The organism is Idiomarina aminovorans, assembly GCF_023155095.1.
In the GTDB taxonomy this organism is placed as follows: domain Bacteria; phylum Pseudomonadota; class Gammaproteobacteria; order Enterobacterales; family Alteromonadaceae; genus Idiomarina; species Idiomarina aminovorans.
Genome location: NZ_JAKNDA010000001.1, coordinates 166,397 through 188,458 on the forward strand (window position 1 = coordinate 166,397; position 22,062 = coordinate 188,458).

A 22,062-nucleotide genomic window follows, 5' to 3' on the forward strand; every position below is an offset into this window, starting at 1 on the left:
GGAGTTAGCATGTCACATGGGTTTCGCGTTGTGGTATTAGGTGCAACAGGTTTAGTGGGTCAGCAAATGATAGAAGTTTTAGCTGAACGAAAATTCCCGGTGGCAGAACTTTTCCCTTTAGCAAGTGCACGCTCTGCTGGCGCAACAGTTGATTTTAACGGTGAAGAAGTTGAAGTGTCAGATGCCAGTGAATTTGACTGGTCTAACGCCGACATTGCGTTCTTTTCTGCGGGCGGCTCTATTTCCCGTGAGTTTGCGCCTAAAGCTGCGGAAGCAGGCTGTGTTGTGATTGATAATACCTCTGAATTTCGTTACGAGCCTGATATTCCGTTAGTTGTGCCCGAAGTAAATGCCTGGGCTTTAGCAGAGTTCAGAAACCGTAATATTATTGCTAATCCGAACTGCTCAACCATTCAAATGATGGTGGCCTTGAAGCCTATCCACGATGCGGTCGGTATTGAACGTATTAACGTCAGTACCTATCAGTCGGTGTCGGGATCGGGTAAGGAAGCGATGGAAGAGCTCGCCAAGCAGACGGCGGAACTTTTGAACGCAAAGCAACCCACGGTCGAAAACTTCAGTCGACAAATTGCCTTTAACTGCATCCCTCAAATCGATGTTTTTCAGGACAACGACTACACCAGAGAAGAAATGAAAATGGTGTGGGAAACTCAAAAAATATTTAATGACCCCAGTATTCTGGTCAATCCGACAGCTGTCAGAGTACCGGTGTTTTTTGGTCATGCAGAAGCCATTCATATTGAGGCACACCAACCCATTACAGCGGAGTATGCAAAACAGCTATTAGATGAAGCGCCCGGCGTTACTTTAATGGAACAGCGTGAAGAGTTTCCAACGCAAGTGAGTAACGCTGCTGGTAACGATGATGTTTTTGTCGGAAGAGTCAGGGAAGATATCAGTCATCCTAATGGCCTTAACCTTTGGGTTGTGTCTGATAATATCCGCAAAGGTGCCGCAACCAACAGCATACAAATTGCTGAAACTTTAATTCGTGATTACTGGTAATTTAAGCTGCTGTATGTCATAAAGTTTAGGGACTAACGCCGTTAAAGATAAGAGCAAAGTGCAGGCAGAGACGAAGGAATGAGAAAAACACTAAGAGTGCAGGTACTGAGATACTTTTCGCTGGCAGCTATAATGCTGTCCGGCAGCCTCATTGCTGCTGCGGCAAGCTGGCAGGACGGTGTTGTTATAAAAGGCGAGAAAGGTTCCGAAGCTACCGATGTGCGTATTGGGCAGGAGCGTTACGGCCCTATTAGCAGTAATGATACCCTGTGGGATATTGCGCGTCGTTATAAACCGCATTCCAGTGTTACTCAATATCAGACGATGGTTGCTATTGTTCAGGCCAACGATCAAGCGTTCGTTGACGGCAACATGAACCGTATGCTTGATGGCTTCTATTTACGCATTCCTTCTCTGCAAGAAATTCAAATGGTTAATCCTGAGGCCGCCCGGCGTCAGGTGGTGGTTGATGGTCAGCTAAAAACCAAATCTCAAGAACTGTCACAAGTGCAGAAGAGTGCCCAGGAAACGCGCGCTGAACAGCAACAGTTACTGGAAGAGGCACGAGAAAAAGCAGAACAAGCTGTTGAAGAAGTAGAACAGCGCCAGCAACAGAGCTTTAAAGAGCTACGTTCAGAGATTCAGCAGTCTGTGCAGGCTGTTGAACGTATGTATGGAGAGAACCAATCACTGCAAGAACGCATTGATGCGTTAGCTGAACGTTTGGATGAACTTGCTGCTGGTGCGGGTAAAACGGATGAACTGGAACTTCAGTTTCAGCAAGTATTAGCGCAGCAAAGAGAGCTTCTTGAGCAACACGCTGAGGAAGAGGTTGAACAAGGATCCGGTATTGCGGACTGGTTGCAAAATCCGGTGAATATGTTGCTGGTTTCAGTTTTACCGGCTTTGCTGATTATCGGGTTGATTGCTTTTTTGTTTTTACGTCGCTCATCAACGCCGAAAGAAGAGGACGATGAAGAGGACGACAAGAGTAAAGAGCTCACCGAAGAGGAGGCGGCTGCAGAGCTCGATAAAGAACTGCTTGGGGAGGTGCCGAAAGATAGCACCGACGGTCTATTTGATATTGACAGTGAAGAGAGCAGTGATGATGACGGTGATGATCTCAGTGCGCTTGAAGCCGAACTTACTGGTGGTTCAGAAAAAGATGAAAAGGACGTTAGTGTTCAGCTCGACGACAGTAAAGATAATGATAAACAACCAGAAGCCTCTCCTAAGGAAAGTTCAGATGATGATTTGGACGATGATGACGAAGCCGTGTTACCTGACGAGGAAAACGATGAGGCTGACGAGCTGTCGCAGGATGAGTTGGATCGATTATTTGGCGAAGCGGACGATGATGATGAGCAAGCCATTGATCTGTCGGTAAATGATGAGCAAGAAGATTCTAGTGAGACTGCTGAGGAGCAACCGGAGGAACCGAAAGAAGACTCTGACGAAGATACTGAAAAAACTGATGTAACGGATAGCGATGATATTGATGACATATTGTCAGATAACGCGCCGGAAGAAGACCCCCCTGTTGATGAAGATGTAGCAGAAGAACCTGCGGAAGAATCTGAGGACGAACCTGAAGACGAACCTGCGGAAGAACCTGCGGAAGAACCTGCGGAAGAACATGACGATCTGTTACCGGATGACTTTGACGATAGCGAAGTTGATGATGTCCTTGCGGAGTTAGGCTTGTCTGAAGCTGAAGATGATGAGCAGAGTGAGCCGGAAAGTGCAGAAGAACCGGCAACTGAAAAAAATACAGAAGAGCAGTCCGCCGTTGAGCCTGACCAAGAAAAGCAAGAGGATAAAGCTGAGCAAGCTCCGGAAAAAACGGATGAAGCTGAAGAGGATGATCTGGACAAGCTGCTGCAGGAATCTGATGAGCTGACCCAGTCGCTGGAAGAGTTAGATGATCTGGAAGAAGACGTTCCGGAAGATGATGCTGAGCTTGAGCAAGCTGAAGATGAAGCCGATAAAGATTTAGAGTCGCTATTCGGCGGAGCTTCGGAAGCTGGCGAAGAAGAGAAAGAAGAAGAGAAAGAAGAAGAGAAAGAAGAAGAGAAAGAAGAGGAAAGCGACTCTTTTAATGCCAAGGATGATGAAGACTTTGTCGATATTGACTCGTTAATGGAAGAGGCTGACGAAGAGGAAGAGGACAACGATCGTTATCAATCTTCGGCAGTAAAAGATGTTTTACCGGAAGATGAATCAGGTGATGCCGAAGGTGCTCCTGATGACGATGCCCCTGCCGGTCAGCTAGATTTAGCCCGTGCCTATATTGAAATGGGTGAAAAAGATGACGCCCGGGAAATTCTTCAGCAATTAGCCGAGGGTGATGATGAAGCTCTGGCAAAAGAGGCTGAGTCGCTGAAACAAAAACTGGATTCGTAGGATAAAGCAGTATGCGAATGGCCTTATGCCTGGAATACGATGGCAGCCGTTATTATGGCTGGCAACGCCAACGTGAAGTGATTAGTGTTCAACAGTGCGTAGAGCAAGCTGTTAGTAAAATTGCAGATGCGCCCATAGAAGTGACTTGCGCCGGGCGAACCGACGCTGGCGTTCATGCGACTGGTCAAGTCGTCCACTTCGATATCCCTTTACCACGGGCCGAGCCCGCCTGGACATTGGGAGTCAATAGCAATTTACCCGCAGGCATAGCGGTGCGCTGGGCGCAGGCGGTCGACAGCCACTTCAGTGCTCGTTTTAGTGCAACCTCAAGGCGTTATCGTTACATTATCGCCAACACACGGTTTCGTCCCGGAATTCACTCGGCCGGAGTGAGTCATTATCATCAACTGCTTGATGAAAAGGCGATGCAGGCAGCTGCTCCCGCGCTTATTGGTGAGCATGATTTTACCACTTTTAGAGCTTCTCACTGTCAATCCCATACGCCCTTTCGCAAGGTTACAGACTTAACAGTAGAGCGGCGGGGCGATTATATAATTATCGATATAAAGGCAAATGCATTTTTACACCACATGGTGCGTAATATTGTTGGAAGCCTTATTGTCATTGGCCAACACGAACAAGAGCCAGAGTGGCTTGCTGAATTACTGCGTCAAAAAGACCGGACAAAAGCGGCGGCAACGGCTAAACCCGGCGGCCTGTATTTGGTCGAAGTTACCTATCCAACCAACTATAATATGCCAAGTGTCCCTCCGGGACCACTGTGGTTAAGCGATTAAGAGTAACTGTTATGACCTCTTTGCTTGACCCATTTGTGGTACCATGTAAGCTACCTTACATTGATTAATAACAGCTTTTAGGCGGGATAGTATGAGCTGGATAGAAAGAATTCTTGCGAAGCCAAAAATTAATAAACGGCGTGGCGTTCCGGAAGGTGTCTGGAGCAAGTGCACAGCCTGTGACAATATTATCTATAAGGCCGATTTAGAGCGCAGTCTCAATGTTTGTCCTAAGTGTGATCACCATATGCGGGTCACCGGCCGCAGTCGTTTGGCTATCTTCCTGGACAAAGAAAACCGCGAAGAAATTGGTACCGATTTAGAACCGAAAGATGTTTTACGCTTTAAGGACTCAAAAAAATATAAAGATCGTATTGCTGCGGCACAGAAAAGCACCGGTGAAAATGATGCGTTAATTGCTGAAAAAGGCACTGTAAAAGGTGTTCCTATAGTAGCTGTAGCCTTCGACTTTAACTTTATGGGTGGCTCAATGGCATCGGTTGTGGGTGCTAAGTTTGTGCTGGCTGCCGAAGTCTGCCTTAAACACCGTATTCCGTTAGTTTGTTTTTCGGCGTCGGGTGGAGCGCGTATGCAAGAAGCGTTAATGTCATTAATGCAGATGGCTAAAACGTCTGCCGCATTAGCCCGAATGAGCGAAGAAGGCTTGCCTTTTATCTCGGTATTAACCGACCCTACCATGGGTGGTGTTTCTGCCAGTTTAGCCATGCTGGGCGACGTGCATATTGCTGAGCCTAAAGCTTTGATTGGCTTTGCCGGCCCCCGGGTCATTGAACAAACGGTTCGTCAAACCCTTCCCGAAGGCTTTCAGCGAGCCGAGTTTTTGCTGGAGCACGGTGCTGTTGATATGATTGTCGACCGCCGTAAAATGCGTGATACCGTTGCCCGTCTGTTAGCAAAAATGCAAAATCTGCCATCAACTGAAACAGCGGAAATAAGTGTAACCGAATGACGGGCATACAGATATCTTCACCTGCAACGACCGCATCGTTGCAGGATTGGCTGACCTACCTTGAAAGTATTCATCCGAAAGATATTGATATGGGTCTGGCGCGCGTTTCTGCGGTTGGGGCTAAAGCAGGAGTATTAAAGCCTGCGAAGCTGGTTATTACTGTAAGCGGAACTAATGGTAAGGGCTCAACAGTATGTTACCTGGAAACTATTCTTCGTGAAGCGGGTTACACTACGGCCGTTTATACGTCTCCACATATTACAGAGTATCGTGAACGAGTTCGGGTTAATGCCCAGGAACTCACTGACGCTAAGCATGTTGAAGCTTTTGCAGCTATAGAACATGCCCGTCAACACACCTCATTAACCTATTTTGAGTTTGGCACTTTGGCGGCGCTATGGTTAATCAATAAGGCGCGTCCTGAGGTAGCGATTCTGGAAGTTGGGCTAGGCGGACGCCTTGATGCCGTTAATTGTGTCGATGCTGATGTTGCTGTGGTCGCCAGTATTGGTATCGATCATATTGCATTTCTTGGAAATGATCGTGAGCAAATTGGTCACGAGAAAGCCGGTATTGCCAGAGCCGGCAAGCCTCTCATTTGTGGTGAAATAAAACCTACGGCTAGTATTGAGGAAAGTGCTAAGCGTATAGGGGCTAAGCTGTGTCAGACGGGTCGTGATTTTCATCGTAATGAACAAAGCACTTGCTGGAGTTACCGTAGCCAGCATACCCAACTCAACGATTTACCATTACCTAAACTGCCTCTTATTAATGCATCAACCGCAATAGCTGCCATTGAGCAGCTGCCGTTACCTGTCAGCTTGTCAGCTATCCGCGAAGGCATTGCACGAGCAACATTGCCGGGCAGGATGCAGCGCTGTTTTTGTGATGGATGCGAAGTGTTACTGGATGTGGCGCATAATCCCCAGGCAGCTGCCTATGCCAGCCAATATTTAGATAAGTTTTATCCGCAGCATAAAATATTTTCGGTGGTTGGCATGTTGAGCGATAAAGACCATGCCGGCGTTATTAAAGCACTTGCCGCACAGGTTACCAACTGGTACCTGGGTTCTTTGTCCGAGCCGCGCGGTGAAACAGCGGAACAACTGGGTGTAATGTCTAAACTCCCGGAAAAATCTTACGAAAAGTTTGAATCGGTTGAACAGGCATTTACTCAAGCACTAAGCGCTGCGCAGCAATGGCAGGCAAATGAAGGTAAGGCTCTGGTTTTAGGCTTCGGCTCGTTTTACACTGTAGCTAGAATTAGCGCACTTATTAAAGGAGCTTGAGCTTTGTCCAGTCCTCTGCAAAACCGTCTTGTTGGCACATTAATATTGGTGGCGTTAGCTGTAATCATTATTCCGGGTGTGTTGGATGGTGAAAAAAAAGGCTCTGTTGAGCCAATGGAAACAATTCCATTGAAGCCGGCTGTAGAGAGAGAACTGAACAAACCTGAAACCTTATCAGACAGAACAGTAGCAGAACCCGTGACCGTTCAGGAAGAGCAATTAGATATAGAAAAAACGGCTAACTCTGCAGCTTCCATTAATGAAGATAAAAATGTAGAAGCTCCGCCAAGAGAGCCATCGGAGTATGCTGTTGATGGCAAAGCCTGGGTTATTCAGTTAGGCGCTTTTAGTCAGGAAAAGAGTGTTAAACGATTAATTTCCCAATTGCAGGAAAAAGGGTTTGCCGCATATTCACAAAAAGCGTCAGGCAGTTCATTGATACGAGTGTTAGTGGGGCCGGATACGTCTAAAAATGAACTTGAAAGACAGTTGGCTCCGTTAGAAGAACTCACCGGACTTGAGGGTAAGGTCATTACTTATCGGCCATAAGGTTTGCAATCTATGCGAAAAGAAAATCACATTGTAAGCCACATTCTGTTAAAATCTGTCACGTTTTTAGCCCAGCAATTGTGAGTTATTATGCTCTGGATTGATTATGCCATTATAATTATTATTGGCCTCTCTACACTGATCAGTCTGGTTAGGGGCTTCGTTAAAGAAGCTGTTTCTTTGGCTGTATGGATTGCCGCCTTTTTTATTGCCAGTCAGTTCTATCAGGATCTCGCGGTATATTTTACTCAAATAGGTGACCCTTTGGTCAGAAATGCTGCTGCCATTGCTGCACTTTTTGTAGCGACACTGATTCTGGGCGCTATTATTAACTATATTCTTTCTCAATTAGTACACCATACTGGCTTATCAGGAACTGACCGCGTGCTCGGCCTGGTGTTTGGTGCGTTACGTGGGGTACTGATTGTCAGCGCGTTATTATTCTTTATTGATTCCTTCACTGCGTTATCTTCCAGTGAATGGTGGCAGGGGTCTCTGCTTATTCCTCATTTTGGTGTATTTATTCAGTGGTTTTTCAGTTATCTGGAAAACAGCTCCAGTTTTTTAGTCCCTCAACCTGTATAAAAAGGTGAAAAGACATGTGTGGTATTGTTGGTATTGTTGGTAAGCATCCCGTTAACCAAGCGCTTTATGATGGGTTAACCATGCTTCAGCATCGTGGCCAGGACGCCGCTGGTATTATGACAGTTGATGAACATTGTACGTTGCGTTTAAGAAAAGCCAATGGCCTGGTGCGCGATGTTTTCCATACGCGCCATATGCACCGGTTGTCAGGTAACGTCGGTATTGGTCATGTCCGTTACCCGACTGCGGGTAGTTCAAGTTCTGCAGAAGCACAGCCATTCTATGTTAACTCGCCTTTTGGTATTGCCATGGCGCATAATGGCAATCTGACCAATGCCGATGATGTTCAGGAGCACTTGTTCCAGACCGCCCGTCGCCATATCAATACCACATCAGACTCAGAAATTTTGCTGAATGTATTTGCAAATGAATTAGATAAAAACGAAAGTTTAACGCTGACTGAAGAAGATGTGTTTCGCACTATGGCCGCGGTTCATCGTCAGATCAGAGGCGCTTACGCGGTCGTTGCTATGATTCTTGGTCACGGCATGGTTGCTTTTCGTGACCCTTGGGGAATTCGTCCCTTAGCGCTGGGTAAACGTGATACTGACGATGGTGAAGAGTACATTGTTGCTTCGGAAAGTGTTGCAATTGACGGTACCGGGTTTAAATATATACGTGATGTAGAACCCGGAGAAGCAATTTATATTACCAATGACGGTAAGCTGTATTCGCGTCAGTGTGCCGATAAACCCATGCATTGCCCCTGCATATTCGAATACGTTTATTTTGCACGCCCTGATTCGTTTATTGATGGTATTTCGGTTTACGCATCACGGGTTAATATGGGTCGTAAGCTGGGTGAAAAACTTAAGCGGGACTGCGCTGACATGGAAATAGATGTGGTTATTCCCATTCCGGAAACCAGTTGTGATATCGCCTTAGAGATAGCCAGTGTTCTCGACTTACCTTATCGTCAGGGGTTTGTAAAGAACCGTTATATTGGCCGTACCTTCATTATGCCGGGCCAGACTCAGCGGCGTAAATCAGTGCGTCGTAAGCTTAATGCTATTAGTGCTGAATTTCGCGGCAAAAACGTTTTGCTGGTTGATGACTCAATTGTGCGAGGAACAACCTCAGAACAAATTATCGAGATGGCTCGTGAAGCCGGTGCTAAGAAAGTTTACTTTGCATCAGCTGCGCCGGAAATTCGCTTCCCGAACGTTTACGGCATTGATATGCCAAGTGCCAATGAACTGATTGGTCACGGACGTGAGGCTATAGAAATTCAAGATATGATTAAAGCGGATGGGCTTATTTATCAGGATCTTGATGACTTAATTGATGCTGTTGGTTCCGAAAATCGCTCGATTAAACGCTTTGAGACATCGGTATTCAGTGGTGAATATGTCACGGGTGATGTCAGTCAGGAATACTTAGATCGTCTGCACGCTGAACGCAACGATGTTGCGATGTCCGACCGCGACGGCTCTGAAGACGCTAACCTTGAACTTCATAACGATAACGATTAATTCATTCTGAAACAGAAGACTGAGCGATAATCGCTCAGTCTTGTTGGAAGGGATACACCGATCCCAGCTTCATAATTTGTGTTAACTCATCAAGTGCTACGCGCGACTCCTCAAGTAGCGCAGGGTCACGTAAATCATCAACAGCGAGTTTATCGCGATAGTTTTTTTCTACCCATTGATTCAAACGTTTAAACAGTCCATCTGACATTAAACAGTTTTGGTTCGCACCGGCTATCTCTTCGTCATTTAACGCAACTCGCAAACGCAAGCAGGCTGGACCGCCGCCGTTACGCATGCTCTGCTTAACGTCAAAGTATTCAACTCGCTTAATTGGGCTGTCATTACTCTGAGTCAGTTGCTCAAGGTAAGACCGGACACTATCGTTTTCCTGACACTCAGTTGGCGCGATAATAGTCATTATCCGATCAGCCGGAGTGATAAGCTGGGTATTGAATAAATAAGTGCTGACAGCGTCCTGAATACTGACTTGCTCGGTGCTCACTTTAATGAAATGTAGCGGGTGATCGCCAAACTTTCTTTGAATTTCGGCGAGTTTCGCTTCAGTATCGGAAAAAGCCTGCTCGTGATAAAACAGGACGTTTTGGTTACCCACTGCTATCACGTCATTATGAAAAACCCCTTGATCAATCACATCCGGGTTTTGCTGAATATACACAGTGTTGTCTTCACTTAAACCATGTAAACGAGCGATGGACTGAGAAGCTTCTAAAGTCTGCCGGGCCGGGAAGCGTTTTGGCGCCGGCTTTGAGCTGTCAAACGCATAACGACCAAATACAAACAATTCAATGCCCGCATGACCGTATTCACGACATAATCGGGTATGGTTGGCCGCGCCTTCATCACCAAAGTGTTCGTTATCCGGTAAATGCGTGTGGTGTTCAAAATAACGACCGTTATTGAACATAGCCTGTAAAATGCGGCCGCTGGTTTGTGGTTCTAAAGAACGGTGGAACTTATTGGTTAAGTTAGCAGGAGTAAAGTGTACTTTACCATTAGCGGTATCAGCACTGGGGGAAACCGTTGCTGCGTTGGCGGTCCACATGCTGGAAGCTGAGCAAACCGCCTGGAATATAGCCGGGGCTTCGGTAGCCGCCCGGTATAACACTTCGGCATCCGTGCCGGAAAAGCCTAAACGGCGCAAGGCAAAAATATCAGGACGTTCCTGCGGTGCTAAAATGCCTTGTTTCATCCCCATGTCGTGCAGAGCTTTCATTTTTTTCAGGCCTTGCAGGGCAGCATGTTTTGGGTTGGAAGAGGCCTTTGCGTTGGCCAGAGAGGCAACATTACCGAACGACAATCCAGCGTAATTATGAGTAGGGCCGACCAGGCCGTCGTAGTTGACTTCGAAGTGTTGCATGCTCACTTTTCGATACTCCCTGCACATTTTGTGCACCTGATAATGTAAACTGAAACGCCATTATACTGTTTTAAAACCACCTTGAAAGCCTTTATTTTTCTGGAGTGTAAGCCTGTTTGCATAAGACTGACTGTTTATTTAGCTGGCGCGAATTTTTATCAAATAATCGAGTTATGGTTGTTTCTGTAGCCGATAACCGATATACCTAAAAAAGGCCGCTAAAGAGCAATTGAACTTGTAATTGTTACTGTTAGCACGTATATACACGGTCATCTACAACAAGAGAACGATTATTCTATGGCAAAATCGCTCGTCATTGTCGAGTCTCCGGCAAAAGCCAAAACGATTAATAAGTATTTAGGTAAGGACTTTATTGTTAAGTCCAGTGTTGGTCATGTCCGTGATCTACCTACTCGAGCTACTGAGACAATAAAAAGCAAGCCGGCAGCTGAAGTACGTAAAATGTCGCCGGATGCAAAAGCAAAATATCAAAAAGAACGCGATTACAAACGACTGATCGCCAGAATGGGAGTCGATCCGGAAAACGACTGGGAAGCGCATTACGAAGTCTTGCAAGGAAAAGAAAAAGTCGTAAAAGAGTTAAAGCAGCTGGCCAAGAAGTCAGACGAAATTATTCTGGCAACGGATTTGGACCGTGAGGGTGAGGCTATAGCCTGGCACTTGCGGGAACTTATTGGTGGTGATGACTCGCGCTATAAACGTGTGGTGTTTAACGAAATCACAAAAAAAGCGATTCAGGAAGCCTTTGAACATCCGGCTGAGCTAAATACCGACCGGGTCAATGCGCAGCAAACCCGGCGCTTTCTTGATCGCGTTGTGGGTTTTATGGTGTCGCCGCTGCTGTGGAAGAAGATTGCACGGGGGTTATCGGCAGGACGCGTTCAGTCTGTTGCTGTGCGGCTTGTGGTTGAGCGCGAGCGCGATATCAAAGCCTTTGTTCCGGAAGAGTACTGGGATGTCCATGCAGACTTAAATACGCCTGCTGATGAATCTCTGCGGATGCAGGTGATGAAGCAGGCGGGCAAAAATTTCCGTCCGGCCAACAAAAAGGAAACGGATACCGCTGTAGCATCATTGAAAACGTCCGGGTACGAAATTACTGCACGTGAAGATAAACCGACATCGAGTAAACCCGGCGCTCCTTTTATTACCTCAACCTTACAGCAGGCTGCCAGCACGCGCCTTGGCTTCGGCGTTAAGAAGACCATGATGATGGCGCAGCGGCTGTATGAAGCGGGTTACATTACCTATATGCGTACCGATTCAACGAATTTGAGTACAGAAGCCGTCGACGCCTGCCGTGAGTTAATTACTGAAGACTTCGGTAAAAATTATTTGCCTGACGCGCCAAATCGTTATGGAGCGAAGGGCAATGCGCAAGAGGCGCATGAGGCAATACGGCCGTCCGATGTAAAGGTTAAGTCTGAATCTTTAGCTGGTGTTGAACGCGACGCTCAGCGCTTGTATGAGCTTATCTGGCGCCAGTTTGTTGCTTGTCAGATGGTTCCTGCTCGCTATGACAGTACCACTTTAACGGCCACCGCCGGAGACTTTGAGTTAAAAGTTCGCGGACGGGTTATGCGCTTTGCTGGCTGGACTAAGGTTATGCCCCCGGCCAGCAGTAAAAAGGACGGTGATGCCACTTTACCTGATGTAAAAAAAGGCGACTCGCTTACGCTTGAGCAATTGCATCCTGAGCAGCATTTTACTAAGCCGCCAGCTCGTTACGGCGAGGCGTCTTTGGTTAAAGAATTGGAGAAACGAGGTATCGGCCGGCCATCGACGTATGCATCGATTATTTCAACGATTCAGGATCGTGGCTATGTCAGGGTTGAAAGCCGTCGTTTCTTTGCCGAGAAAATGGGTGAAATTGTCAATGATCGCTTAATTGAAAACTTCACTGAGCTAATGAATTACAACTTTACGGCGGAAATGGAACAGGCTCTGGATGATATTGCGGCCGGAAAGCGTGACTGGAAAGAGACGCTGGATAAATTTTACGCCGATTTTAAAGAGCGGTTGGAGAAAGCTGAACTGGAGTCTGCCGAGGGTGGTATGCGTGAAAACAGTTTGGTTTTAACCGATATCGACTGCCCGGAATGTGGCCGTAAAATGGGCATACGGACAGCATCGACAGGCGTATTTCTGGGCTGCTCCGGTTATAATCTGCCACCCAAGGAACGTTGTACTAAAACGCTTAATCTTACTCTGGGTGAGGAAGCGGTTGAGATCACCGACGAAGAAGAACGAGAAACCGAAGCTCTGCGGGCTAAAAAACGTTGTCCTAAATGTGGTACGGCAATGGACAGTTATCTTATTGACGAAAAACGTAAATTACACGTTTGTGGTAACAACCCCACATGTGACGGGCAACTGGTTGAAGAGGGCACTTTCCGGATTAAGGGCTACGATGGGCCGATAATCGAATGCGATAAGTGTGGTTCTGAAATGCAATTAAAAACGGGGCGTTTTGGTAAATATTTTGGTTGCACTAACAGCGAATGTAAAAATACCCGGAAGTTATTGCGAAGCGGCGAACCCGCCCCTCCTAAAGAAGACCCGGTTCCGTTACCTGAGTTGCCTTGTGAAGAATCGGATGCCTACTTTGTGCTAAGAGACGGGGCTTCTGGTATTTTCTTATCAGCAAATACTTTCCCTAAATCCAGAGAAACACGAGCGGTAACGGTAAAGGAACTGGCACAGTTTAAAGAGCGTTTACCAGAGAAGTTCAAATATCTGGCAAAAGCACCTCAGCAAGATGATGACGGTAATGATGCGATTGTTCGTTTTTCAAGAAAAAACAAAGAACAATACGTTGTGACTGAAATTAAGAAAAAACAAACCGGATGGAAGGCCTACTACCGTAATGGCAAATGGAAGGTAGAGGACAAGTAACTAAACGCTTACAGTAAAACGCTCGTTTTGCTAATAGTAAAAAATGAAAGACAGGGCTAACATAGCACGGTGTCTATTGAAGGACACGGCACACCGGACACGGAGGTCCTATGTTATTGTCTCGTTTGAGCATAGCATTTCCCGCTGCTTTCTCGGCAGCGGGCTTTTCCTTTCTGAATTGCCGTAAAACATCTAAAAAACAATCCGGCCAGGCGTGTGTTGAGTTGTTGGTTGTATGGCCGGTTATCGTTGCCAGCATTTTTACGTTTGTTCAGGCTCTCATTATTTGGTGGGGGCAACAAACTCTGACAGTTGCTAATCAATACGCAGTCAGAGCGGGCAGTATTAATCACGGCAAGAATAGCGCAATGGTAAACACCCTGGTGGCAGGAATGGCGGGCTTAGAGCCGCAGCTAGATACTGATAATCAGATGGAAGCAGCCGCTAAGTCAATCTTAAATCAGCGTCTTCATTTTGCCCAGTTTGGGCAACTCAATGTTTTGTCGCCAACCCAGGACGATTTTCGTCATTTTTCTGAACGTCGCTGGGATGCAGAAGAAGAGCGAGATGTACTGGAAATTTCCGTAGATCACTATTACGCCCGGGCCGGCGACAACGCAACTGAACAGTGGCACCAGGCGCGTATATTGCGTATTGAAACGCACTGGTGCTTACCTTTGGAAATACCGATTGCAGGTGAGTTTTTAGCAGCAACGCAACATTTATTATCGGATTCAAAAGCTGCAACCTACTGTGCCGGCCGCAGTGTTATGTATGACCGACCTTTATGGGCGCTATCGAATACCGCTCAACATGCCCTGTTAAGCGGCTACCGCAAATCGTTTTAATTAACGTACGTCGTGATACTCAACGCAAGCTTGTAATGTGTTTTCAATCAGTGATGCAACAGTCATGGGGCCAACACCACCGGGAACCGGAGTTATCCAGCCGGCTCTTTCTGCCGCCGTTGAAAATTCAACGTCTCCAGTTAAACGACCATCAGCCAGTCGATTCATACCAACGTCAATGACAATGGCGCCGGGTTTGACCCATTCACCCGGAATAAACTCCCCTTTACCGACCGCGACAATGAGGATATCTGCGCGTTTCACATGTTCTAATAAATCTTTGGTGAAGCGATGGCAGACTGTTGTTGTGGCGCCTGCTAAAAGAAGTTCGAGACTCATCGGTCGCCCGACAATATTAGACGCGCCAACGACAACAGCATTTAACCCATGCAAATCTACCTGAGTGTGCGCGAGCAAGGTCATGATGCCTTTGGGAGTGCATGGCCGCAGGGCAGGGATGCGCTGTGAGAGGCGCCCTATATTAAATGGATGAAAACCATCAACGTCTTTATCGTGACGAATTTTTTCGAGTATCGGTGTTGCGTCGAGCGTTGCAGGCAGTGGTAGTTGGACCAAAATGCCATCGATGGATTCGTCATTGTTCAGTTGATGGATAAGCTCCTCAAGTTTTTGCTGAGACGCGGTTGCTGGTAAATCGTAATCGAATGAGCGAAATCCAACGTCTTCACAGGCTTTGCGTTTGTTACCGACATAAATTTCGGAAGCAGCGTCGCTTCCGACTAAGATGACGGCTAAACCGGGGGCACGCAGTCCGGAATCGGTACGTACTTTTACTTGCTGTTTAACAGCTTGGCGAACATTGGCAGCAATGGATTTACCATCGATAATTTGTGCTGGCATAGTGACGATCCCAAAAATGAGAGAATTCAAGGTGATATATAATGCATTGTAACTTTTTTCCGGCCTGAATGTCACCGATTGTTGGTTTAGTCGTCAGGTTGTTGCAAAAGTAGTCACTCAGTATCTATATCGGAAAAAAAGTTTGACGGGTCAGTCTGCAACAGGTAATATTCGCCACCGTTGTCAGCCAGCAATAAGCTTTTATAAAGCTGCGTATGACACCGCTTTCGGAGAAATTCGGCGATTAGCGCAGTTTGGTAGCGCACTTGGTTTGGGTCCAAGGGGTCGCAGGTTCAAATCCTGCATCGCCGACCATTCTCATGACGGTTTACTGGTTCGATATGCGCCCGTAGCTCAGTTGGATAGAGCAACGGCCTTCTAAGCCGTGGGTCGCAGGTTCGAATCCTGCCGGGTGCGCCATAACGCGCCAAAGAAATCACTCAGTGGTGGGTGTAGCTCAGTTGGTAGAGCCCCGGATTGTGATTCCGGTTGTCGTGGGTTCAAGTCCCATCATCCACCCCATTTCTTAATGTCAAAATTTCTTGTATATCGGCGATTAGCGCAGTTTGGTAGCGCACTTGGTTTGGGTCCAAGGGGTCGCAGGTTCAAATCCTGCATCGCCGACCATTGCACGCTTTATCCTTTTTCTTTTCAGTCACTCCTGCTACATTAATTTAAGATTTATTAAAAAGATTTTGCTGCCAATACTTAGCTGGAGCTATTGTTATGGACTTTAAGAAAAGTTTGAAAAATCCCGCTGAAGCGTTCAATTCGCCACAAAATGTCGTGAATGATGCTGAACTTACAACAGAACAAAAAATCGATGTGCTCAAGCAGTGGCGTTATGATGAACTTGAAACTGAAGTTGCCGATCAAGAAAATATGGCCGCAGACAAGCCGGATAAATTGGGCGAAATTAATAATCTACTTATCGAGCTTGAAGGCAAATCCTGATTATTTTGTTGTCGGACTAAAGAGCTGCTTAAAAATTGCCGCTTGGGGCTCGACTCTGAGCAGTCGCCTCGCTATAATGCTGCGTCATTTTTAAGGGTCAACGCCGTTGCCGTATTATTAATTTTATAATGATAAATTAATGCGAGTAACATTCATTGATTGAAACCGAGGTAATGAAGCAATGCAGGTTTCTGTAGAGACAACTCAAGGTTTAGAGCGTCGTGTGACTGTTACAGTCCCGGCAGATACAATTGATAGCGAAGTAAAACGCTTATTAAAGGAAGAATATCGCCATCGTCGTGTGAATGGTTTCCGTAAAGGGAAAATTCCACCAAACGTCCTGCAAAAGCTGTTTGGTCGTGAAGCCCGCTCACGTGCAGCTTCAAGCGTCATGCAAAGTAAATACTTTGAAGCTGTTATGCAGGAAAAATTAAACCCTGCTGGTGCACCTGCGATTGAACCTAAAGTTAATGAACCAGGTAAAGACCTTGAGTTTATTGCTACGTTTGAAGTGTATCCGGAAGTTGAAGTGAAAAATCTGGATAAAGTAAATGTAGAAAAACCAGCTGTTGATGTCACTGAAAAAGATGTCGATAACATGTTGGAAACGTTGCAGAAACAACACGCTGACTGGAAAGAAGTTAAGCGCAAATCCAAAAAAGGTGACAAGGTCACTATGGATTTTGTTGGTTCTATTGACGGTGAAGAATTTGAAGGCGGCAAAGCGGATGACTTTGCACTGGAATTAGGCGAAGGCCGTATGATTCCCGGTTTTGAAGACGAAATCAAAGGTATTAAAGCCGGTGAAGAAAAGACTATCGAAGTCACTTTCCCTGAAGATTACCACGCTGAAAACCTGAAAGGTAAAGAAGCTCAATTTGTGGTTACGGCTAAGAAAGTTGAAGCGCGCGACTTACCTGAACTAAACGATGAGTTTGTAGCGTTGTTTGGCGTCAAAGAAGGCGGAGTTGAAGCGTTGAAAGAAGAAGTTCGCAAAAACATGGAACGCGAACTGAAAAACGCAGTGAAGGCAAAAGTTAAAGAGCAAGTCCTAAAGGGAATTGTAGAAAACAACGATGTTGAACAGCCTAAGTCAATGATTGATCAAGAAATTGACCAGTTGCGCAAGCAAGCAGCTGAGCGTTTTGGTGGTAATGTTGAGCAAATGCCTGATTTACCGGCTGAGCTGTTCGAAGAGCAAGCTAAAGAACGCGTTAAAGTTGGTTTGTTACTAGGTGAGGTTATCCGCGGTAATGAGCTAAAAGCTGATGATGAAAAGGTTGATGAAATAATTGCTACGGCAGCGTCTGCTTATGAAGATCCGCAGGAAGTTGTTGAATATTACAAGTCAAACAACGACATGATGCAGCAAGTTCGTAACTTAGCGTTAGAAGAGCAAGCAATAGAATTCGTGTTGGAAAAAGCTTCAGTTGAAGAGAAAAAAGCAAGCTTTGATGACATCATGAATCCGAAGCAGCAGTAATCTGGTGTAATGGAATCCTTGACGGGTCCCGCTACAGCTTGGTTTAATGGCTCGTATGATCTCATACGAGCCTTTTTTATTTTAGGAGCTTTATAACACATGTCGAGCGATATTCAGGATCCAATGGCACAGCTAGTCCCTATGGTTGTCGAACAGACTTCAAAAGGGGAGCGCTCTTACGACATTTATTCACGTTTATTAAAGGAGCGTGTCATTTTTTGCAGTGGTCAGGTTGAAGACCATATGGCCAATCTTATTATGGCGCAGCTATTGTTTCTAGAATCAGATAATCCTGATAAAGATATTTATTTGTACATTAACTCGCCAGGCGGTGTCGTGTCATCGGGTATGGCTATTTATGATACCATGCGCTTTATTAAGCCTGACGTCAGTACGGTATGCATGGGTCAGGCCGCGAGCATGGGGGCGTTCTTGTTAGCCGGTGGCGCAAAAGGTAAGCGTTATTGTCTGCCGAATTCTCGTGTGATGATTCATCAACCATTAGGTGGTTTTCAGGGGCAGGCTTCAGATTTCGAAATTCATGCGAAGCAAATTTTGGATCTGAAAGAGCGCTTAAACCGTATGTTATCTGAGAACACAGGCCAGGATTACGAAAAAGTGGCAAAAGACACTGATCGCGATCACTTCTTATCGGCGCAAGAATCTGTCGATTATGGTCTGGTTGACGGTATTTTACGCCAACGTGGCGAAGAGTCCTGAGTTGACTCTTAGTAGTAGGAGACAAGCATGACAGATCAGTCCAAAGGTGACGGTGATAAGCCGTTGTATTGCACTTTTTGTGGCAAAAGTCAGCATGAAGTAAAAAAGCTCATTGCAGGACCTTCTGTATTCATTTGTGATGAATGCGTCGAGTTATGTAATGACATTCTGAAAGAAGAAATTCATCAACTGGCTCCGGTGCCGGATCAGGATGAGTTGCCCGTACCAAAAGCTATTCGTAAGCACCTGGATGAGTATGTTATTGGTCAGGATCGCGCGAAGAAGGTGTTATCGGTAGCCGTTTATAATCATTACAAACGATTACGCGCGTCAGGCAAAGGTAAAGAGCAAGTCGAGCTGGGCAAAAGTAATATTTTGCTGATAGGCCCCACGGGTTCAGGTAAGACTTTCCTTGCTGAGACAATGGCACGTTATCTGGATGTTCCTTTTACCATGGCTGATGCGACGACGCTGACTGAAGCGGGTTATGTTGGCGAGGATGTAGAAAACATTATTCAGAAGCTGTTGCAAAAGTGTGATTACGATGTGGAAAAGGCCGAGCACGGTATTGTCTACATTGACGAGATTGATAAGATTTCACGTAAGTCAGAGAATCCATCAATTACCCGTGACGTCAGCGGCGAAGGTGTGCAGCAGTCGCTATTGAAATTAATTGAAGGAACCGTTGCTTCTGTGCCTCCACAAGGTGGCCGCAAGCATCCTCAGCAAGAATTTTTGCAGGTTGACACGTCAAAAATTCTATTTATTTGCGGTGGCGCATTTGCTGGCCTGAATAAAGTTATCGAGCAGCGTTTATCGACCGGGACCGGCATTGGTTTTGGTGCCGAAGTCAAGAGTAAGACGCAAAGTGATGAAGGGGCTATTATTGCTCAAGTTGAACCGGAAGATTTGGTCCGCTATGGCTTGATTCCTGAATTCATTGGTCGTTTACCGGTTGTTGCAACTCTGGACGAGCTGGATGAAGCGGCACTGGTTGAGATTTTGCGTGAACCCAAAAACGCTTTGACAAAGCAGTATTCCGCTTTGTTTGAAATGGAAGACGTTGAACTGGAATTTCGAGAGGATGCGTTACGGGCAATTGCGAAAAAAGCTATGGCTCGGAAAACAGGGGCGCGCGGTCTGCGTTCAATTGTTGAAGGTGTTTTATTAAGCACCATGTATGATTTACCTTCTATTGAAGATGTCGCAAAAGTTGTGGTTGATGAGTCTGTTATAGCAGGGGAATCGGATCCTATTTTGATTTACGCTAATCAGCAGAAAAATAAGCAGGCTTCGGGCGAATAATCTGAAACTGTATTAAAATCGTTCAAAAAAGGGCCCGAACGGCCCTTTTTTTCTGTCAAGGATTGAACTTTCAGGTAAAGGCCGCATATTACAAAGTAAACCTAGGTCGGGAGAGAATTTAATGAGCGAAGAACGCACCGAACAATTAACGATGCCTGTTCTGCCGTTGAGAGATGTAGTGGTTTACCCGCATATGGTGATTCCACTGTTTGTTGGTCGTGAGAAATCGATTCGATGCTTACAAGCTGCAATGGACGAAGATAAACAAGTTTTTCTGGCAGCGCAAAAAGATGCGTCGGTAGATGAGCCTGCCAACGAGGATATATACCCGGTGGGTACAGTCGCTACTGTACTGCAATTGTTAAAATTGCCGGATGGTACGGTAAAAGTTCTGGTTGAAGGCAAGCAACGCGCGCAACTGGATGAATTACAGGATAACGAAGAGTATTTTCAGGCCAGTATTCACTACCTTGCCTCTGAGGAATTGCCCGAAAAAGAAGAAGAAGTTCTTATTCGTTCGGCATTAAACCAGTTCGAAGGTTACGTGAAGCTGAATAAGAAGATACCGCCTGAAGTACTGACGTCATTATCAGGTATTGAGGATGGTGATCGTCTGGCGGATACAATGGCTGCTCATATGCCGTTAAAGCTTGCGGAAAAGCAGGCTGTTCTCGAGATTACAGACATTCGCGAGCGCATTGAACATCTGATGGCGTTAATGGAGGGTGAAATTGATATCCTTCAGGTTGAAAAACGCATTCGAAGCCGCGTCAAAAAGCAGATGGAGAAAAGCCAGCGAGAGTATTATTTGAATGAGCAAATGAAAGCCATTCAAAAAGAGCTGGGCGAAACTGAAGATGGTGTCGATGAATTTGAGCAACTGCAGAAGAAAATAGACGACGCCAAGATGCCGGCTGAGGCCAAGAAAAAGACTGAAGCCGAGCTACAAAAGCTGAAAATGATGTCACCCATGTCGGCTGAAGCAACGGTCGTAAGAGGTTATATCGACTGGATGGTGTCGGTTCCATGGAAAAAACGTTCGCGTATTAAAAAGGATTTAGCTCACGCTGAAAAAGTGTTAGATGCCGACCATTACGGATTAGAGAAAGTTAAAGAACGCATTATTGAATATCTGGCGGTGCAACAGCGGACCACTAAGGTGAAAGGGGCGATTCTTTGTTTAGTTGGCCCGCCGGGGGTGGGTAAAACATCGCTGGGGCAATCAATAGCGCGTGCGACCGGCCGTGAGTATGTACGTATGGCACTTGGTGGCGTGCGCGATGAAGCTGAAATAAGAGGCCATCGGCGTACATATATTGGTTCGATGCCAGGAAAGCTGATTCAAAAAATGTCGAAAGTTGGCGTACGTAACCCACTGTTTCTGTTAGATGAAATTGATAAAATGTCTGCAGATATGCGTGGTGACCCCGCGTCGGCGTTGCTCGAAGTGTTAGATCCTGAGCAAAACGTTAACTTTAATGATCACTACCTTGAAGTAGATTATGATTTATCGGATGTAATGTTTGTAGCAACGTCCAACAGCATGAATATTCCGGCGCCGTTATTAGACCGTATGGAAGTGATTCGCTTGTCGGGTTATACCGAAGAAGAAAAGCTGAATATTGCTAAACGACATTTGCTAACCAAGCAAATAGGTCGTAACGGTTTGAAAGAGAAAGAAATAACAGTCCAGGACAGCGCTATTATTGGTATCATTCGTTATTACACGCGTGAAGCCGGTGTGCGTAATCTGGAACGTGAATTGTCACGCTTATGTCGCAAAGCGGTGAAAGAGATATTGCTGGATAAATCCATCAAACATGTGGAAATTCACGGTGACAACCTCAGTCATTATTTAGGCGTGCAACGTTTCGACTACGGTAAAGCCGAAGAAGCCAACCAGGTTGGGCAAGTGACTGGTCTGGCCTGGACCGAAGTGGGTGGGGATTTACTGACTATTGAGGCAACCAACGTTGCTGGTAAAGGTAAGACAACCACAACCGGCTCGTTAGGCGATGTGATGCAGGAGTCAATTCAGACGGCTCTGACGGTAGTTCGTAGTCGCGCTGATAAGTTGAGCATTGCGGATGATTTTCACGAGAAACGTGATATTCATGTTCATGTACCTGAAGGTGCTACGCCCAAAGACGGCCCCAGTGCTGGTATTGCAATGGTGACGGCCATGGTTTCTTCGTTAACGGGTAAACCGGTTCGCTCTGATTTGGCGATGACGGGTGAAATCACCTTGCGAGGTGAAGTATTGCCTATTGGTGGTTTAAAAGAAAAATTGTTGGCGGCGCATCGTGGTGGAATTAAGCACGTTTTAATTCCAAAAGAAAATGAACGAGACTTAAAAGAAATAGCCGATAACGTAAAAGAAGATCTAGTGGTTCAACCGGTAAAATGGATTGATGAAGTACTGGATGTTGCTTTGGTTAAAGAATAG

Annotated in this window: 17 protein-coding genes and 4 tRNA genes; 19 read left to right on the forward strand and 2 right to left on the reverse strand. The window is 46.0% G+C overall.

The window, feature by feature from the left end; all coding sequences use genetic code 11:
* The first annotated feature begins 9 nt into the window (after positions 1-9).
* From L8G48_RS00845 to purF, 8 genes are all read left to right on the forward strand, one after another.
* Entirely contained in the window at positions 10-1,026 is a 1,017-nt protein-coding gene (locus L8G48_RS00845; RefSeq protein WP_248262728.1) for an aspartate-semialdehyde dehydrogenase, read from the forward strand.
* Between the two features lie 78 nt (positions 1,027-1,104).
* A complete protein-coding gene (locus tag L8G48_RS00850; protein WP_248262729.1) occupies positions 1,105-3,429 on the forward strand; it encodes a FimV/HubP family polar landmark protein in 2,325 nt (774 codons plus the stop codon).
* An 11-nt stretch (positions 3,430-3,440) separates the two neighbouring features.
* The gene (gene truA / locus L8G48_RS00855) at positions 3,441-4,226 is read left to right on the forward strand and encodes a tRNA pseudouridine(38-40) synthase TruA (protein ID WP_248262730.1); all 786 of its coding nucleotides are present in this window, start codon (positions 3,441-3,443) and stop codon (positions 4,224-4,226) included.
* Positions 4,227-4,317: 91 nt separating this feature from the next.
* Positions 4,318-5,196, forward strand: coding sequence for an acetyl-CoA carboxylase, carboxyltransferase subunit beta (gene accD, locus L8G48_RS00860; protein WP_248262731.1), 879 nt, complete (start codon positions 4,318-4,320; stop codon positions 5,194-5,196).
* A complete protein-coding gene (folC, locus tag L8G48_RS00865) occupies positions 5,193-6,485 on the forward strand; it encodes a bifunctional tetrahydrofolate synthase/dihydrofolate synthase (RefSeq protein ID WP_248262732.1) in 1,293 nt (430 codons plus the stop codon). The genes accD and folC overlap by 4 nt, the downstream gene beginning before the upstream one ends.
* Before the next feature lie 3 nt (positions 6,486-6,488).
* Complete coding sequence (locus tag L8G48_RS00870; RefSeq protein WP_248262733.1) at positions 6,489-7,034, forward strand: SPOR domain-containing protein; 546 nt, start codon at positions 6,489-6,491, stop codon at positions 7,032-7,034.
* Between the two features lie 90 nt (positions 7,035-7,124).
* Positions 7,125-7,619 carry a CvpA family protein gene (locus tag L8G48_RS00875; protein ID WP_248262734.1) on the forward strand — a complete coding sequence of 165 codons (495 nt, stop codon included), beginning with the start codon at positions 7,125-7,127 and terminating at the stop codon, positions 7,617-7,619.
* A gap of 14 nt (positions 7,620-7,633) precedes the next feature.
* On the forward strand, positions 7,634-9,151 hold the full coding sequence (purF, locus tag L8G48_RS00880) for an amidophosphoribosyltransferase (RefSeq protein WP_248262735.1): 1,518 nt from the start codon (positions 7,634-7,636) through the stop codon (positions 9,149-9,151).
* 34 nt (positions 9,152-9,185) lie between these two features.
* On the opposite strand, the gene astB is transcribed toward purF, so the two are convergent.
* Entirely contained in the window at positions 9,186-10,529 is a 1,344-nt protein-coding gene (astB, locus tag L8G48_RS00885; RefSeq protein ID WP_248263321.1) for an N-succinylarginine dihydrolase, read from the reverse strand.
* Between the two features lie 297 nt (positions 10,530-10,826).
* Here astB and topA point away from each other — a divergent pair, with 297 nt between their 5' ends.
* Positions 10,827-13,445 (forward strand): type I DNA topoisomerase, encoded by a 2,619-nt coding sequence (gene topA / locus L8G48_RS00890; RefSeq protein ID WP_248262736.1) that lies wholly within the window; start codon positions 10,827-10,829, stop codon positions 13,443-13,445.
* Positions 13,446-13,555: 110 nt separating this feature from the next.
* Positions 13,556-14,293, forward strand: coding sequence for a pilus assembly protein (locus L8G48_RS00895; RefSeq protein ID WP_248262737.1), 738 nt, complete (start codon positions 13,556-13,558; stop codon positions 14,291-14,293).
* On the opposite strand, the gene folD is transcribed toward L8G48_RS00895, so the two are convergent.
* Positions 14,294-15,154 carry a bifunctional methylenetetrahydrofolate dehydrogenase/methenyltetrahydrofolate cyclohydrolase FolD gene (gene folD / locus L8G48_RS00900; protein ID WP_248262738.1) on the reverse strand — a complete coding sequence of 287 codons (861 nt, stop codon included), beginning with the start codon at positions 15,152-15,154 and terminating at the stop codon, positions 14,294-14,296.
* A gap of 238 nt (positions 15,155-15,392) precedes the next feature.
* Here folD and L8G48_RS00905 point away from each other — a divergent pair.
* The 9 genes from L8G48_RS00905 to lon all read left to right on the forward strand — a co-directional run bounded on the left by L8G48_RS00905 (position 15,393) and on the right by lon (position 22,062).
* Positions 15,393-15,469, forward strand: a tRNA-Pro gene (locus L8G48_RS00905).
* Positions 15,470-15,497: 28 nt separating this feature from the next.
* A tRNA-Arg gene (locus L8G48_RS00910) sits at positions 15,498-15,574 on the forward strand.
* A 26-nt stretch (positions 15,575-15,600) separates the two neighbouring features.
* Positions 15,601-15,676: transfer RNA gene (locus tag L8G48_RS00915), tRNA-His, on the forward strand.
* Positions 15,677-15,704: 28 nt separating this feature from the next.
* Positions 15,705-15,781: transfer RNA gene (locus L8G48_RS00920), tRNA-Pro, on the forward strand.
* A 99-nt stretch (positions 15,782-15,880) separates the two neighbouring features.
* Positions 15,881-16,108, forward strand: coding sequence for a hypothetical protein (locus L8G48_RS00925; RefSeq protein WP_248262739.1), 228 nt, complete (start codon positions 15,881-15,883; stop codon positions 16,106-16,108).
* A gap of 181 nt (positions 16,109-16,289) precedes the next feature.
* Positions 16,290-17,591 (forward strand): trigger factor, encoded by a 1,302-nt coding sequence (tig, locus tag L8G48_RS00930; RefSeq protein WP_248262740.1) that lies wholly within the window; start codon positions 16,290-16,292, stop codon positions 17,589-17,591.
* A 99-nt stretch (positions 17,592-17,690) separates the two neighbouring features.
* Entirely contained in the window at positions 17,691-18,311 is a 621-nt protein-coding gene (gene clpP / locus L8G48_RS00935; RefSeq protein WP_248262741.1) for an ATP-dependent Clp endopeptidase proteolytic subunit ClpP, read from the forward strand.
* A gap of 27 nt (positions 18,312-18,338) precedes the next feature.
* Complete coding sequence (gene clpX, locus L8G48_RS00940; protein ID WP_248262742.1) at positions 18,339-19,616, forward strand: ATP-dependent protease ATP-binding subunit ClpX; 1,278 nt, start codon at positions 18,339-18,341, stop codon at positions 19,614-19,616.
* Positions 19,617-19,737: 121 nt separating this feature from the next.
* Positions 19,738-22,062: an endopeptidase La gene (gene lon / locus L8G48_RS00945; RefSeq protein ID WP_248262743.1), complete on the forward strand. Its 2,325-nt coding sequence runs from the start codon at positions 19,738-19,740 to the stop codon at positions 22,060-22,062.

What these genes read in the sequence shown, in the direction of transcription:
- L8G48_RS00845 (WP_248262728.1), top strand. Translation starts at nt 10, where the DNA reads ATGTCACATGGGTTTCGCGTTGTGGTATTAGGTGCAACAGGTTTAGTG.
- L8G48_RS00850 (WP_248262729.1), top strand. Translation starts at nt 1,105, where the DNA reads ATGAGAAAAACACTAAGAGTGCAGGTACTGAGATACTTTTCGCTGGCA.
- truA (WP_248262730.1), top strand. Translation starts at nt 3,441, where the DNA reads ATGCGAATGGCCTTATGCCTGGAATACGATGGCAGCCGTTATTATGGC.
- accD (WP_248262731.1), top strand. Translation starts at nt 4,318, where the DNA reads ATGAGCTGGATAGAAAGAATTCTTGCGAAGCCAAAAATTAATAAACGG.
- folC (WP_248262732.1), top strand. Translation starts at nt 5,193, where the DNA reads ATGACGGGCATACAGATATCTTCACCTGCAACGACCGCATCGTTGCAG.
- L8G48_RS00875 (WP_248262734.1), top strand. Translation starts at nt 7,125, where the DNA reads ATGCTCTGGATTGATTATGCCATTATAATTATTATTGGCCTCTCTACA.
- purF (WP_248262735.1), top strand. Translation starts at nt 7,634, where the DNA reads ATGTGTGGTATTGTTGGTATTGTTGGTAAGCATCCCGTTAACCAAGCG.
- astB (WP_248263321.1), bottom strand. Translation starts at nt 10,529, where the DNA reads ATGCAACACTTCGAAGTCAACTACGACGGCCTGGTCGGCCCTACTCAT.
- topA (WP_248262736.1), top strand. Translation starts at nt 10,827, where the DNA reads ATGGCAAAATCGCTCGTCATTGTCGAGTCTCCGGCAAAAGCCAAAACG.
- L8G48_RS00895 (WP_248262737.1), top strand. Translation starts at nt 13,556, where the DNA reads ATGTTATTGTCTCGTTTGAGCATAGCATTTCCCGCTGCTTTCTCGGCA.
- folD (WP_248262738.1), bottom strand. Translation starts at nt 15,154, where the DNA reads ATGCCAGCACAAATTATCGATGGTAAATCCATTGCTGCCAATGTTCGC.
- L8G48_RS00925 (WP_248262739.1), top strand. Translation starts at nt 15,881, where the DNA reads ATGGACTTTAAGAAAAGTTTGAAAAATCCCGCTGAAGCGTTCAATTCG.
- tig (WP_248262740.1), top strand. Translation starts at nt 16,290, where the DNA reads ATGCAGGTTTCTGTAGAGACAACTCAAGGTTTAGAGCGTCGTGTGACT.
- clpP (WP_248262741.1), top strand. Translation starts at nt 17,691, where the DNA reads ATGTCGAGCGATATTCAGGATCCAATGGCACAGCTAGTCCCTATGGTT.
- clpX (WP_248262742.1), top strand. Translation starts at nt 18,339, where the DNA reads ATGACAGATCAGTCCAAAGGTGACGGTGATAAGCCGTTGTATTGCACT.
- lon (WP_248262743.1), top strand. Translation starts at nt 19,738, where the DNA reads ATGAGCGAAGAACGCACCGAACAATTAACGATGCCTGTTCTGCCGTTG.